We start from the raw sequence: 13,296 nt of genomic DNA, 5'->3' as shown, positions 1-13,296 counted from the left end.
GGTATTTTAAATCGTAACCAACAAAAAATAATACAATTTCGAATTTGATAAAATAACACCAAAAAATTACAGATTTAATAATTTAGGGCTCAAAAAATAAGGATAAAAAAAATCCCGATACAATCGGGATTTTTTATAAGTACAAATAAAAAGATTAACCTCTTCTTTCTTTGATTTTTGCTTTTTTACCAGTAAGTTCTCTAAAGTAGTAAATTCTTGCTCTACGTACTTTACCTTTTTGGTTCATTTCAATTTTTTGTAAAGCTGGCATGTTAATTGGGAAGATACGTTCTACACCAATTGATCCAGACATTTTACGGATTGTAAATGTTTCAGTAGAAGCAGATCCTCTTTTTTGAATTACAACTCCTTTGAAAAACTGAGTTCTTGTTTTTTCACCCTCTTTAATTTCGTAGTACACCGTAATTGTGTCTCCTGCGCTAAAGTTAGGAAAGTCTTTTTTCGATACTAATTCGTTTTGAACGAAATCAAGTAAATTTGACATAATTGTTTTATATAAATCATTAAATCTAAGCAACATACACGTCTTTCGCCAGAGGTTGATTAAAGTGGATGCAAAAGTAATACTATTTTTTAATTCTGCAAATTAATTATTTGATTAAATATAAGTTAGCGTTAATTTTATTATAAAGTTATAAAAACTTCCAGTAGCTAACTTCTAACTTCTAATCTTTTAAATTATATTTGCCCTTTAAAATAGTATAATGAAATTCGATTTATTAAAAACAGATGCTCAGAGCCAAGCAAGAGCTGGACTAATAACAACAGATCACGGTATAATTGAAACCCCAATTTTTATGCCTGTTGGAACAGTAGCTTCTGTTAAAGGGGTACACCAACGTGAATTGAAAAACGATATTAACCCAGATATAATTTTAGGAAATACCTATCATTTGTATTTAAGACCTAAATTAGACGTACTAGAAAAAGCAGGAGGTTTGCATAAATTTATGAATTGGGATAGAAATATATTAACCGATTCTGGAGGCTATCAAGTGTATTCCTTATCAGGAAGAAGAAAAATTAAGGAAGAAGGAGTGAAATTTAAATCGCATTTAGATGGTTCGTATCACTTTTTTTCACCAGAAAACGTAATGGAAACCCAACGTACTATTGGAGCCGATATTATTATGGCTTTTGATGAATGTACGCCGTATCCGTGTGATTACAAATATGCGCAACGCTCTATGCACATGACGCATCGTTGGTTAGATAGATGCATCAATCATCTAAAGATACTACCTTTTAAATATGATTATTCTCAAGCATTTTTTCCAATTGTTCAAGGAAGTACTTATAAAGACTTACGTAAACAATCGGCAGAATTTATTGCCAGTAGAAACCAAGTAGGTAATGCGATTGGAGGGCTTTCAGTAGGGGAACCAGCTGAAGAAATGTATGCCATGACTGAAGTGGTGACCGCCATTTTACCAAAAGACAAACCACGTTATTTAATGGGAGTAGGTACACCAGCCAATATTTTAGAAAATATTGCTTTAGGTATTGATATGTTCGATTGTGTTATGCCAACTCGAAATGCTCGAAATGGCATGTTATTTACATCTGAAGGATTTATTAATATCAAAAATAAAAAGTGGGAAGAAGATTTTACTTCCATTGATGCTATGGCACACACTTACGTAGATACGGATTATTCAAAAGCCTACTTAAGACATTTATTTATTGCTAACGAATTTTTAGGAAAACAAATTGCCACCATTCATAATCTTGGATTTTATATGTGGTTAGTTCGTGAAGCAAGAAAACAAATTTTAGCAGGAACTTTCAGAGAATGGAAAGAAATTATGGTTAAAAAAGTAACAACAAGATTGTAAATAAAATTGAATTTTAGAATTCTAATTGTCAATAATGTCTAAAATAAAATGAAAAAAATAGATTGGTACATATTTAAAAGATACTTAATTACATTTACAGCGATGTTGTTTATGTTTATTCCTATTGGAATTATTATTGATGTATCTGAAAAAGTCAATCGGATGATTGAAAATAAAGTAGCTTTTAAAGAAATATTAATTTATTACTATGGATTTACAATCTATTTTGCCAATTTATTATTTCCAATTTTTTTGTTTTTATCCATTATTTGGTTTACCTCAAAACTAGCTAATAATAGTGAAATTATTGCCATTTTAAGCTCTGGAATTTCATTTACACGTTTTTTAAGACCCTATATTGTAGGCGCTACTTTAGTTTCATTTATAACTTTACTAATGGGGTTTTTTATATTGCCAGATGCTAGCGAAAAATTTTGGGCTTTTAAGTTTGATTATCTTACAAAAAATGGGGAAGAAAGACAAACTTCAGACATTTTTCGTCAGGTTAAACCAAATGAATATATATATGTTAGTAGTTATAACGCGATGTCTAAAACAGGGTTCGATTTTTTCTACGAAAAATTTAATGGAAATAAATTAGAATATAAATTATACGCTAACCGTATAAAGTATAATGAAAAAACTAAAGATTATACCTTGTTTAATTACATAAAAAGGGACATAGGTAAAGATAATGATATCATTGTAAAACAAGAAAAACTAAATAAAAAATTTGATTTTGAACCCGATGATTTAGCACCTACAATATATGCTGCTGAAACCATGAATATATTTAAATTAGTAAAATTTATTGATAAAGAGCGAGCAAAAGGAAGTTCGAATTTAGATATTTATTTAGTGGTACTTTATAAAAAATTTAGCATTCCTGTATCGGCATTTATATTAACCATAATTGCAGTTTCTGTTTCCGCAATGAAGCGCAGAGGAGGTATGGGAATAAATTTAGCTATTGGTATTTTAGTAGCTTTTTCTTTCGTGTTTTTCGATAAAATCTTTGGAACCTTAGCCGAAAGATCAAGTCTTCCACCGTTTTTAGCAGTATGGTTTCCTAACTTTATTTTCGGAATATTAGCGATTTATTTATTAAGAAATGCCAGACGTTAATATAAAACATAATTTACATCTTCATTTAATTGTCTTTATTTGGGGCTTTACAGCCATTTTAGGAAAGTTAATTTCTTTAGATGCATTGCCATTAGTATGGTGGAGAATGTCTTTAGCTGTTGTTTTAATTTTCGGATATATTTATTACCGAAAAACAAGCTTTCAATTAGCTAGAAAAGACATTATATTACTACTAATTTCTGGATTAGTAATTGCCTTGCATTGGATCACCTTTTTTAAAGCCATAAAGGTTTCTAATATATCTATTACATTAGCTTGTTTATCTACGGGGGCTTTTTTTACTTCAATTTTAGAACCTATTTTTTACAAACGAAAAATGGTTTGGTATGAAATTGTATTTGGACTTATCGTATTAATTGGTTTGTATTTTGTAATTGAATCTTCGGAACCAAATTTTATTCAAAAAAGTATAACTAGTAATATGTCAGGTACCATGCATGGTGTATTATTAGCCTTAACTTCTGCTTTTTTATCGGCAAGTTTTTCTATAATTAATGGAAAATTTGCACAAAGAATTGATGCTACAATTGTTTCCTTTTACGAGTTGTTAGGTGGTGTACTTTTTTTAAGTGTTTTTTTACTGTTTACCAATCAATTTACAGCAGAATTTTTCAATATTACGCTTTCTGATTTTATGTGGTTAGGTATTTTAGCTTCCATTTGTACAGCTTATGCTTTTATTGCATCGGTGAATGTTATGAAGTATATTTCGCCTTATACAGTAATGCTAACTATAAATTTAGAACCAGTATATGGGATTGCATTAGCCGTTTTAATTTTCGAAAAAAAGGAACAAATGAGTTTTTCGTTTTACATTGGTGCTACAATCATACTAATAACTGTGATTTTGAATGGATTAATTAGAAATAGAAAAAAAAGTAGTTAGATATCGCGTTAAAAATTATTCAAATAATTTTTAAATAGTATCTTTGTATTTACAAACAAATTAAAATAAAATAACTTTTATGGAATATTTAGATTTTGAATTGCCAATAAAAGAGCTTGAAGATCAATTAGAAAAGTGTGTTGTTTTAGGTCAAGAATCTGACGTTGATGTTTCAGCAACATGCAAACAACTCGAAGACAAATTAGAAAAAGCAAAAAAAGACTTATACAAAAATCTTACAGCTTGGCAGCGAGTTCAAATGTCTCGTCACCCAAACAGACCCTATACTTTAGAATATATCACAAACTTAACGGATGGTACTTTTTTAGAATTATTTGGAGACAGAAATTTTAAAGATGACAAAGCCATGGTTGGCGGTTTAGGAAGAATAAACGGACAATCGTATATGATTATTGGACAACAAAAAGGTATTAATACTAAAATGCGTCAATTACGTAATTTTGGTATGGCCAATCCTGAAGGATACCGTAAAGCGTTACGATTAATGAAAATGGCAGAAAAATTTAAAATTCCTGTTTTAACATTAATTGACACTCCTGGTGCATATCCTGGCTTAGAAGCAGAAGAACGTGGGCAAGGTGAAGCAATAGCTCGTAATATTTTTGAAATGGCTCGATTAAAAACACCAATTATTGCTGTTATTATTGGAGAAGGAGCTTCAGGTGGTGCTTTAGGAATTGGTGTAGGTGATAGAGTTTTTATGTTAGAAAACACTTGGTATTCTGTAATTTCTCCAGAATCTTGTTCTTCTATTTTATGGAGAAGTTGGGAATTTAAAGAACAAGCAGCTGAAGCTTTAAAACTGACAGCTATAGACATGAAAAAGCAAAAATTAATTGACGATATTATTCCAGAACCATTAGGTGGCGTGCATCGCGATAAAGAAACAATGTTCAAAACTGTTGAAAAGTATATTACCAAATCGTATAATGAATTAAAAGACTTATCAACAAAAGATTTAGTGGCCCAAAGAATGGAAAAATACAGTAAAATGGGAGAATTTTCAGATAAATAGAAATTATTTCATAATTTATCCGTCTTATCTTTTTTTATTGATAAGACGGATTTTTTTTGACATATTAACAATATTAAATAGTTATTAACAGTTTCTGTTTAACAAGTTAAATTCAATAGTACTTCATTTTTTTTTACTTTCGCTATATGGAAAAAGCATTTACAATAAACCCCGTTAAAGTAGATAAATCAACTACTATTACTTTAGAAAAAGGAAAACTTCCACCACAAGCTGTAGATATCGAAGAAGCAGTTTTGGGCGCTATGTTAATTGACGTAAAAGCGCCTGGCGAAGTTATTGATTTATTAAGTCCAGATGTGTTTTATAAAGAAGCACACAAATATATTTATGAAGCTATTAATCAATTGTTCCATAGTACACCACCGCAACCAATTGATTTATTAACGGTTTCCGCACAATTAAAAAGAAATGGAAATTTAGACTTAGCAGGTAGTGATTTTTATCTAATACAACTTACTCAAAAAATTGCCTCTTCAGCGCATATCGTTTTTCATGCCCGAATTATTCTTCAGAAATTTATTCAAAGAAGTTTAATTACCATTTCAAGTAAATTAATTGAGGATTGTTATGATGAAGGTATGGACGTGTTTGATTTATTAGACACCGCCGAAACCAATTTGTATGAAATTACGCAAGGCAATCTTAAAAAAGGATACGAAACCGCTCAAAGTCTTGTAAATCAAGCCAAACAACGTATTGAAGATATTTCTAATAAAGAAGGTTTGTCTGGAATTCCATCTGGATTTAAAAAATTAGATGATTTAACTTCCGGCTGGCAACCTTCAGATTTAATTATTATTGCAGCTCGTCCGGGTATGGGAAAAACGGCTTTCGTACTTTCAATGGCCAGAAATATTGCCGTTTCAGGTAATGAACCCGTAGCATTATTCTCACTGGAAATGTCTTCTGTACAATTAATTACTCGTTTGATTTCAAGTGAAACCGGGCTGACTTCAGAAAAACTTAGAAAAGGAGATTTAGAACCTCATGAATGGGAACAGTTAAATGTAAAAGTTAAAGATTTAGAAAAAGCTCCTCTATATATTGATGATACGCCATCTTTATCAATTTTTGATTTACGTGCTAAAGCGCGTCGTTTAGTTTCTCAACATGGTATTAAATTAATTGTAATTGACTATTTACAACTAATGTCAGCTGGAACTTCAGGAAAAGGTGGCGGTAATAGAGAACAAGAAATATCTATGATTTCAAGAAGTTTAAAAGCTTTGGCAAAAGAATTAAGTGTGCCAGTAATTGCTCTTTCACAATTATCTCGTGCAGTAGAAACGCGAGGTTCAAGTAAAAGACCCTTGCTTTCCGATTTACGTGAATCTGGAGCGATTGAACAAGATGCTGATATTGTTTCGTTTATTTATCGTCCAGAATATTATAAAATTGACAATTGGGATGATGATGAAGCCGCTCCAACTACAAATCAAGCCGAATTCATTGTTGCAAAACATAGAAATGGTAGTTTGGATAATATCAGACTAAAATTCTTAGGACAATTTGGTAAATTTGATAATTTGGATGAATTTGGAATGACCTATAACGATTCATTACCTTCGAAAATGAATTTAGATGCTCAAAATCCATTTGCTACTCCAAATTTACCTACACCAAATGATGCCTTTGGAAGCAGTATGAATTCTGGTTTTAATGAAGATAGCGACGTGCCATTTTAATTCATTGAAATTGTATTTGAATAGGTTTGTTATCTATTCAAATAGTTTATATTTACATAAATATCTTTAGATGAACTATTTAAAAGAACTTGTTTTTTTCTTGATTGTAATTTGCTCTATAAATTCAAATGCATCTTCAATTTTGTTGCCTATGGATAGCGATGGGCAACAAAATCATTTAAAAGCATATGGAATTACATATTGGGCTTTGGCTAAAAATTATAAAGTAAATTGGTTATTAAATTATCGAGGCGGCTCTTTTTTATTACCTGATGGTGATGATATTAGAAAAGAATGCCAGATTAGAGGTGTAACTTTTGAAGTATTAACAGATGGTGCAACAGCTTCTATGCTAGAAGAAATAAGTAGCCCTTCTCAAAATATGGAAACAGTTGTTTTAGAAAAGGCACCAAAAATTGCTGTATATACTCCAAAAGGAAAGCAACCTTGGGATGATGCTGTAACTATGGTTCTCACCTATGCTGAAATTCCTTACACAGAAATTTATGATACAGAAGTATTGTCAGATCAACTTGTTTTGTATGAATGGTTGCATTTGCACCATGAAGATTTTACGGGTCAATACGGTAAATTTTTTGGAAATTATAGAAATGCCTCTTGGTATATTCAACAAAAAGCAGAAGCAGAAGCTTTAGCAAAACAATTAGGATTTAATAAAGTATCTGAAGAAAAATTAGCCGTTGCTACTAAAATTAGAGATTATGTAATTGGTGGCGGATTTATGTTTGCCATGTGTTCTGCTACAGACAGTTTTGATATTGCTTTGGCAGCACAAAACACAGATATTTGCGAACCCATGTTTGATGGCGACGCAAGCGAACCCAATTATCAAGCCAAAATTGATTATAATAATACCTTTGCATTTAAAGATTTTATTTTAGAAAAACAACCAATGAAATATGAGTTTTCTGATATTGATACTACAGAAGAGCACGGAAAAGGTAGTTTTTCAATGGAGGTAGATTATTTTACTTTAATGGATTTTTCTGCAAAATGGGATCCAATTCCAACGATGTTATGTCAAAATCATACGCAAATAGTAAAAGGGTTTATGGGACAAACTACTGCTTTTATGTCTGATAAAATCAAATCGAATGTGTTACTAATGGGTGAATGTAAAATTAATGGAGAGGCAAGATATATTCATGGAACAAAAGGTAAAGGAATGTTCACCTATTACGGTGGACACGATCCAGAAGATTATCAGCATAGAGTAGGTGATGCTCCCACTGTTTTAGATTTGCATCCAAATTCACCAGGATATCGCCTTATTTTAAATAACGTACTTTTTCCAGCAGCTCGAAAAAAGAAACTTAAAACATAAAAAAAATATCCCAAACTCAAGTTGAATTTGGGATATTTTAGTTAAACTAAAAGGTAAATTACATTCCTCCTAATTCTTGTTGTAATTCTTCTTGAGTTACTTTTTTGTATCCTTCTGGCACAGTAAAACAAGTTGCAGAAGGTGCTTTATCTACTGCAGTAGCTAATAAAACCACTTTGCCATTCTCATTATTAACGGTTACTTCTAATGGAAATCCAGTTAATTTCAATTTATCTGTTGCTAACGATTGTACAGCAATTGCTTCTGTAATATAAAAAGTATTTACAGTTCCTGTAGTCATCTTAACTGACGCTTTATAACATTTAAAGCCTAGAATTTCTTTGGTATCTTTTTTATCATAAGAAACAGATTCTGCATCTTTTAGTGAAGCTACATCTGTATTTCCAAATCCTTCAGATTCTCCAGTTACTTCATATTTTTTACCCATCATATCCATTAACATTCTGGTTTCTTTTGGGTTGTTCTTGTCAATAGAAATTGTTTTTACTGAAATCATACCGCCCATCATATCCATTTGTGTTGCAGAAGATTTTTCGTCAAATGAAATTTTAATAGTGTTAGTTCCCATTGCTGCCATCTCTTCGTTGTCTGGCATAGTCATTTCATACGTTACCGCACCTGTTTTTATTTGTGCATAAAATTGCGTTGAAACAATGGCAAAGGCAACAAATGCAAATTTTTTTAAGTTTTTCATGTGTTTTTGGTTTAAATTTAAAGATTAGTATATTATTTTAATAAGAAGTTACAATTTAAGGATACTTTTTTAGAAATTTTTTTGGAAACTACACTTGGTATTTCAATATCAAAGTCAGACACATTAAGGTTAAAATCTGTTTTAATTTCTATATCGGAACCTGTTTTTTTAATTTTTGCGATTGAAGTAATGTCTTTGTTTTTTCCATGAACTTCCAACTTACCTTTGATAGTGAAGTCTTTTGATGTTGAAGTTAATTTTGTAACGTCAAAATTTTCAATTTTTCCTTTAAAAGTTGCTTTTGGGTATTTTGAACTTTCAATATAATTTTCATTAAAATGCTCTTCCATTAAAGCAATTTTAAATCTAAAACCTTTCATTAAAGCCAAAACAGCAATTTCACCATTGTTAGTATTCATAATACAAGTTACAGCGTTATTCTTTGCTTTAATTTCTTCAAAAGATGGGACAGATGCTTCAAAACTAATACTGCCAGTTTTGGTAATTTTTTTTTCTTGAATTGGAGCTAAACTTACTAATAATAACCATCCAAGTAGCGCAATTTTTTTCATATAAGATTAATTTAGATGGGAACTATATTTTTTAATTTATTCTAAAAGCCCATCAGTATTCCAATCTGATAGTAAATCAATAGTAGTTTGTGGTAGTCGAGTACCTTGGTAGGGCATCATTCCTGATGCACCTTGCATTCTTGAAACACGATCTAAAAGCCCATCGTTTAGCACTGAAGCTTTAACTTGATTGTATGTTACTAGTGAAGTTTGTGCACCACCGGATGGAGAATTGCCATGACAAACCACACAATTATTATCAATAATTGGTTTTATGTTTTGCGTGTATGTTGTGATATTTGATGTTAATGGAATTGTTAAATCGTCTTCTGAATTATTACTACAACCAAAAATAAATAAAAAAGAGGGTAAAATTAAATAATTTGTTTTTTTCATGTTAAAATTACTTTATACTCACAATATTACAAAATAATTAATAAGTTTGTATATGTAAAATTAAAAATAAATGAAAAAAGCAGTATTTATTTTATTGGTCATTATTAGTATCTTGTTTCTGTCATATAACTATTTATACCATGAACACAGGAATATTTCCAATGAGAAAGCTGTTTTTTCCATAGCTGGAAAAAAGATTTTGCAAGATTTTTCAGTAGATGAGTCAAAAGCAAATTTTAAATATTTAGACAAAACAGTAGCTGTTAAAGGAAAAATTACCAGTATTGATGCTTTAAATAAAACCATTATTATTGATGAAAAAGTATTTATTTTGCTAAAAAAAATTTCAGATGTAAAACAAAATGAAGTAATTACTATACAAGGAAGAGTTATAGGATACGATTCTTTATTGGAAGAAATAAAAATAGATCAAGCTGAAATTAAATAATTATGATAAAGAAAATAACTTTTTTGTTTTGCCTATTGCCATTTTTAATGGTTGCTCAAGACGATTTGCTAAAAGAAATCGATACGTTAACTGATACAAATGAATCTGAAGTTGCGGCATTTAAATCTTTAAAAATTGTGAATTTAGAATCTACAAAATTGGCTTCAAAAGGCGATTTATATCTCGTAATTGCTCACCGATTTGGCTATTTAGACAAAGGTTTTGAAGACTTTTTTGGTTTAGATGAAGCCAATACACGAATACAATTTGTTTACGGATTAACCAATGGTGTTACGATTCACGCATCTCGTTCTGGATTTCAAAAAACGTATGAGTTTGCTACAAAATACAGATTATTTGGACAGAAAAAACAAGGGTTTCCTTTTGAAATTGTTGGTTTCAATAGTGTAGCAATTAATACAGAATTAGAAAAAACAGTTTTGCCTAAATTAGAGTTTTCGGATCGTTTGGCTTATGTGAATCAAATTTTAATATCAAGGAAATTCAATGATAATTTATCTTTAGAAATTGCACCTACACATTTTCATCAAAATTATGTAGCCAATAATTCTCAAGACAATAGTCAATTTGCTTTGGGTTTTGGGGGTAGATACAAGTTTACCAAACGTTGGTCGTTTAATATGGATTATGCAGCACATTTGAATCGAGCATCTAATTCGGTTTTTAAAAATCCACTCTCTATAGGTTTTGATTTAGAAACAGGTGGTCATGTGTTTCAAATGCATTTTACTAATTCCCAAGCCATGCATGAATCGGGATATTTAGGAAATACTTCTGGAAGTTGGACGGATGGAAAAATTGCTTTTGGATTTAATTTAATTCGAGTTTTTTAATATGCGTATTTTATTATTTTGTTTAGTTGTTTTTAATTTTTCTTTCGCTCAAAGTGATGTTTTTAATATTGCGAGAAAAGGAACAGTGGATGAAATGATGAAAATTGTTCAAGAAAATAAAAACTTAGTGAACGCACCAAATACTAACGGATTTTCACCATTAATAATTGCTACCTATTCCAATAATTTGCAAGTAGCAAAATATTTGCTTAATATTGTAGAAGATATAAATTATCAATCGTCTGAAGGAACTGTATTAATGGCAGCTATTATGCGAAACAATATTGAAATGGTACAGTTATTATTTGATAAAAAAGTCAATATAGAGATAACAAACGATAACGGTGTTACTCCTTTAATGTTAGCCTTACAATTTAAAAATACAGAAATTGTTAAATTATTATTAAATAATAATGCTAACAAAACAGCAATCGATAAAGAAGGTAAATCTACTTTTGAATATGCTATTGCTACCAAAGATGATGTCATTATTCAACTATTTAAAAATTAAAAAAATATAATTATGAAAAAGAAAATTACTTTACTATTTATTTTAATTGCTGGTTTAACCAATGCGCAACAAAAGTCAACAGGCATTATTGCTTTGGGTACAAATATGACAGCAAATATGACACTAAACAACGCGAATTCTTTGGTTACATTAACTCTTGTTGGTCCAAATGATAGATGGTTTGCTGTTCAATTTGGCTCTTTTGCTGGTGGAATGCAAGCGGCTTCAGATGTAGTGTATTGGAATGGAACAACTTTAGTAGATGCCGTTCATGTTGGTATTGGTGTTGCTCCTACAACAGACTCCACAAATAATTGGACACTTGTTACAAATACTAATAATGTTCCTGCAACTGGGCAAAGAACTTTAGTGTATACTAGGCCTTTTTCTACTGGAGATTCCAATGATTATACATTTAATTTTGCAAACAATACGCTTGATATAGCCTTAGCAAAACACCAATCAGCATCTTTTACTATGGCAAATCATGGAAGTAGTTCAAGTAATAGAGGTGTTTCACTTGATGTTTCATTGGTCTTAGGGATTGATGATTTTTCTTTAAATGCAGCTTCTATATATCCTAATCCTAGTAAGGGAAATTTTACAATTACTACTAAAACGTTTTTAAAATCAGTTGATGTTTATTCTATTAACGGAGCATTAATTAAATCATATAAAGTAGAAGATTCTTCTGAAAATGTTGAATTTAATATTTCAGATTTACCTTCAGGAGTTTATTTATTGGAGTTAAAAAACGATTCAGAAAAAACTTGGAAAAAAGTTATTATTGAATAATTATAAAAAAATAGTATTTTTACAAAGTCCCATATTATTGGGACTTTTTTAATTTATGGCATTACTTCAAAAAATAAATAAAAATGCAAAAGCGGAAAACAATACCGGCTTTGGTGCCAATTCTCAAAATTATGGTGGTCGGTTCATAAATAAAAATGGGAATGCAAATATTCAAAAAGTGGGTATTAGTTTTTTGGAAGGTATAAGTTGGTATCATACTATGTTAAAAATTCCCAGATGGAAGTTTTTCTTTATTATCATCCTTTTCTACTTTATTGTTAATTTGTTTTTTGCTTCCATTTATATGTTTATTGGAGTTGAGAATTTGCGGGGTGTTACCTCCGTATCAAGAATTGATAAGTTTGGAGAAGCTTTCTTTTTTAGTATTCAAACTTTTACTACAGTTGGGTATGGACACATTAGTCCTTCAGGTTTTTTAGCCAGTTTTGTTGCGGCAGTTGAGGCCTTGTCTGGATTGCTTAGTTTTGCTATAGCAACGGGTTTGTTTTACGGAAGATTTAGTAAGCCTAATGCTTTCATTAAGTTTTCAGAAAATGCAATAATTGCACCATATAAAGATGGTAGCGCATTAATGATGCGTTTGGCATCTCATAAGAATACCAATTTAACAGATGCTGAAGCTTTCGTTACTGTTGGTATATTGATTGATGAAAATGGCGTTATTTCAAATAAATTTTACAATTTACCTTTAGAAATGAGTAAAATAAACTCTTTAACTCTTAGCTGGACGTTAGTACATCCAATAGATGAAGAAAGTCCACTATTTAATTTAAATCAATCGGATTATAGAGATACTAGTGGAGAAATTTTAGTTTTTGTAAAAACATTTGATGATATGTATTCTTCAACAGTTACTAAAAGAACTTCCTATACCTTTGATGAGGTTGTTTATGGAGCTAAATTTTCCTCCATGTATTCTAAAAATCAGTCCAATACAAAAACAGTTTTGCATTTGGAAAAACTTAATTCTTTTATCAAAGTAAAATTATAAAAAAAAAGCTATTCACAA

The 13,296-nt window shown here is 30.4% G+C and carries 15 protein-coding genes; 11 read left to right on the top strand and 4 right to left on the bottom strand.

All coding sequences use genetic code 11. The annotated features are described in order from the left end of the window. Positions 1-154: 154 nt before the first annotated feature. Entirely contained in the window at positions 155-505 is a 351-nt protein-coding gene (gene rplS, locus ABWP60_RS05235; RefSeq protein ID WP_353149526.1) for a 50S ribosomal protein L19, read from the bottom strand. A 220-nt stretch (positions 506-725) separates the two neighbouring features. Here rplS and tgt point away from each other — a divergent pair, with 220 nt between their 5' ends. From tgt to ABWP60_RS05205, 6 genes are all read left to right on the top strand, one after another. Further along, a complete protein-coding gene (gene tgt, locus ABWP60_RS05230) occupies positions 726-1,856 on the top strand; it encodes a tRNA guanosine(34) transglycosylase Tgt (RefSeq protein ID WP_353149523.1) in 1,131 nt (376 codons plus the stop codon). A 48-nt stretch (positions 1,857-1,904) separates the two neighbouring features. After that, positions 1,905-2,981: an LptF/LptG family permease gene (locus ABWP60_RS05225; protein WP_353149520.1), complete on the top strand. Its 1,077-nt coding sequence runs from the start codon at positions 1,905-1,907 to the stop codon at positions 2,979-2,981. Beyond that, positions 2,968-3,888, top strand: a complete 921-nt coding sequence (locus ABWP60_RS05220; protein ID WP_353149517.1) for a DMT family transporter — start codon at positions 2,968-2,970, stop codon at positions 3,886-3,888. The genes ABWP60_RS05225 and ABWP60_RS05220 overlap by 14 nt, the downstream gene beginning before the upstream one ends. A 79-nt stretch (positions 3,889-3,967) precedes the next feature. Then, positions 3,968-4,924, top strand: coding sequence for an acetyl-CoA carboxylase carboxyltransferase subunit alpha (locus ABWP60_RS05215; protein ID WP_353149514.1), 957 nt, complete (start codon positions 3,968-3,970; stop codon positions 4,922-4,924). A gap of 146 nt (positions 4,925-5,070) precedes the next feature. After that, the gene (dnaB, locus tag ABWP60_RS05210) at positions 5,071-6,630 is read left to right on the top strand and encodes a replicative DNA helicase (RefSeq protein ID WP_353149512.1); all 1,560 of its coding nucleotides are present in this window, start codon (positions 5,071-5,073) and stop codon (positions 6,628-6,630) included. Positions 6,631-6,700: 70 nt separating this feature from the next. Next, positions 6,701-7,975 carry an asparagine synthetase B gene (locus ABWP60_RS05205; protein ID WP_353149509.1) on the top strand — a complete coding sequence of 425 codons (1,275 nt, stop codon included), beginning with the start codon at positions 6,701-6,703 and terminating at the stop codon, positions 7,973-7,975. Positions 7,976-8,033: 58 nt separating this feature from the next. Here the strand turns inward: ABWP60_RS05205 and ABWP60_RS05200 are convergent, their stop codons facing one another. From ABWP60_RS05200 to ABWP60_RS05190, 3 genes are read right to left on the bottom strand one after another with little or no spacing between them, the layout of a single operon-like run. Then, the gene (locus tag ABWP60_RS05200) at positions 8,034-8,690 is read right to left on the bottom strand and encodes a hypothetical protein (protein ID WP_353149507.1); all 657 of its coding nucleotides are present in this window, start codon (positions 8,688-8,690) and stop codon (positions 8,034-8,036) included. 32 nt (positions 8,691-8,722) lie between these two features. Then, positions 8,723-9,262 carry a YceI family protein gene (locus ABWP60_RS05195; RefSeq protein WP_353149504.1) on the bottom strand — a complete coding sequence of 180 codons (540 nt, stop codon included), beginning with the start codon at positions 9,260-9,262 and terminating at the stop codon, positions 8,723-8,725. A gap of 36 nt (positions 9,263-9,298) precedes the next feature. Next, on the bottom strand, positions 9,299-9,658 hold the full coding sequence (locus ABWP60_RS05190; protein ID WP_353149501.1) for a hypothetical protein: 360 nt from the start codon (positions 9,656-9,658) through the stop codon (positions 9,299-9,301). 70 nt (positions 9,659-9,728) lie between these two features. On the opposite strand from ABWP60_RS05190, the gene ABWP60_RS05185 reads away from it, so the two are divergent. Genes ABWP60_RS05185 through ABWP60_RS05165 form a run of 5 tightly spaced genes read left to right on the top strand, consistent with a single transcriptional unit; the run spans position 9,729 to position 13,278 of the window. Further along, on the top strand, positions 9,729-10,106 hold the full coding sequence (locus ABWP60_RS05185) for an OB-fold protein (protein WP_353149498.1): 378 nt from the start codon (positions 9,729-9,731) through the stop codon (positions 10,104-10,106). Between the two features lie 2 nt (positions 10,107-10,108). Further along, entirely contained in the window at positions 10,109-10,960 is an 852-nt protein-coding gene (locus ABWP60_RS05180) for a DUF5777 family beta-barrel protein (RefSeq protein ID WP_353149495.1), read from the top strand. Between the two features lies 1 nt (position 10,961). Then, the gene (locus ABWP60_RS05175) at positions 10,962-11,471 is read left to right on the top strand and encodes an ankyrin repeat domain-containing protein (RefSeq protein ID WP_353149492.1); all 510 of its coding nucleotides are present in this window, start codon (positions 10,962-10,964) and stop codon (positions 11,469-11,471) included. A 12-nt stretch (positions 11,472-11,483) separates the two neighbouring features. Beyond that, a complete protein-coding gene (locus ABWP60_RS05170; RefSeq protein WP_353149489.1) occupies positions 11,484-12,266 on the top strand; it encodes a T9SS type A sorting domain-containing protein in 783 nt (260 codons plus the stop codon). Between the two features lie 55 nt (positions 12,267-12,321). Next, positions 12,322-13,278 (top strand): ion channel, encoded by a 957-nt coding sequence (locus tag ABWP60_RS05165; RefSeq protein ID WP_353149486.1) that lies wholly within the window; start codon positions 12,322-12,324, stop codon positions 13,276-13,278. The last annotated feature ends 18 nt before the right edge of the window (positions 13,279-13,296 follow it).

The sequence above is a fragment of the Flavobacterium sp. genome, from assembly GCF_040402895.1.
GTDB lineage: Bacteria > Bacteroidota > Bacteroidia > Flavobacteriales > Flavobacteriaceae > Flavobacterium.
Note: the sequence above shows the minus strand (reverse complement) of the source record. Positions and strands in the feature narration are given on the sequence as shown.

Bases quoted from the DNA above. Each gene is read 5' to 3' on its own strand.
- ABWP60_RS05220 (WP_353149517.1), top strand. From the start codon at position 2,968: ATGCCAGACGTTAATATAAAACATAATTTACATCTTCATTTAATTGTC.
- ABWP60_RS05195 (WP_353149504.1), bottom strand. From the start codon at position 9,262: ATGAAAAAAATTGCGCTACTTGGATGGTTATTATTAGTAAGTTTAGCT.
- ABWP60_RS05225 (WP_353149520.1), top strand. From the start codon at position 1,905: ATGAAAAAAATAGATTGGTACATATTTAAAAGATACTTAATTACATTT.
- ABWP60_RS05170 (WP_353149489.1), top strand. From the start codon at position 11,484: ATGAAAAAGAAAATTACTTTACTATTTATTTTAATTGCTGGTTTAACC.
- ABWP60_RS05165 (WP_353149486.1), top strand. From the start codon at position 12,322: ATGGCATTACTTCAAAAAATAAATAAAAATGCAAAAGCGGAAAACAAT.
- ABWP60_RS05215 (WP_353149514.1), top strand. From the start codon at position 3,968: ATGGAATATTTAGATTTTGAATTGCCAATAAAAGAGCTTGAAGATCAA.
- rplS (WP_353149526.1), bottom strand. From the start codon at position 505: ATGTCAAATTTACTTGATTTCGTTCAAAACGAATTAGTATCGAAAAAA.
- ABWP60_RS05185 (WP_353149498.1), top strand. From the start codon at position 9,729: ATGAAAAAAGCAGTATTTATTTTATTGGTCATTATTAGTATCTTGTTT.
- ABWP60_RS05175 (WP_353149492.1), top strand. From the start codon at position 10,962: ATGCGTATTTTATTATTTTGTTTAGTTGTTTTTAATTTTTCTTTCGCT.
- ABWP60_RS05180 (WP_353149495.1), top strand. From the start codon at position 10,109: ATGATAAAGAAAATAACTTTTTTGTTTTGCCTATTGCCATTTTTAATG.
- ABWP60_RS05200 (WP_353149507.1), bottom strand. From the start codon at position 8,690: ATGAAAAACTTAAAAAAATTTGCATTTGTTGCCTTTGCCATTGTTTCA.
- dnaB (WP_353149512.1), top strand. From the start codon at position 5,071: ATGGAAAAAGCATTTACAATAAACCCCGTTAAAGTAGATAAATCAACT.
- ABWP60_RS05205 (WP_353149509.1), top strand. From the start codon at position 6,701: ATGAACTATTTAAAAGAACTTGTTTTTTTCTTGATTGTAATTTGCTCT.
- ABWP60_RS05190 (WP_353149501.1), bottom strand. From the start codon at position 9,658: ATGAAAAAAACAAATTATTTAATTTTACCCTCTTTTTTATTTATTTTT.
- tgt (WP_353149523.1), top strand. From the start codon at position 726: ATGAAATTCGATTTATTAAAAACAGATGCTCAGAGCCAAGCAAGAGCT.